We start from the raw sequence: 270 nt of genomic DNA on the forward strand, positions 1-270 counted from the left end.
TGGTTGCTGATACATTGTCAGCGCTATTACAGAGCTTGGTGCAATACTTGAGTAGCTATGGTTGGTTGCCCAATTGGAGTTATTCATTTTTACCCGTCTTATTTTTAGTGCTGTTCTTATGGCAGACGTTAGCGTTGATGTGGATTTTCTTCCATCGCTTGCGTATACCGTGGTGGGAGCGGGTGATCGTACTGGTAGGTGCTGTTGCACTTCTCACGATTTGGCAGCGTAATGTCGCTGACCAACCGATATTTAAGCAGATTCCTGTAG

The 270-nt window shown here is 45.6% G+C and carries 1 pseudogene; it reads left to right on the plus strand.

Features of this window, described 5'->3' with window-relative positions:
• A pseudogene (locus AAEY78_RS13255) lies at nucleotides 1–270 on the plus strand (C13 family peptidase); the annotation flags it as partial.

Source organism: Psychrobacter sp. 16-MNA-CIBAN-0192, assembly GCF_040309565.1.
In the GTDB taxonomy this organism is placed as follows: Bacteria; Pseudomonadota; Gammaproteobacteria; order Pseudomonadales; family Moraxellaceae; genus Psychrobacter.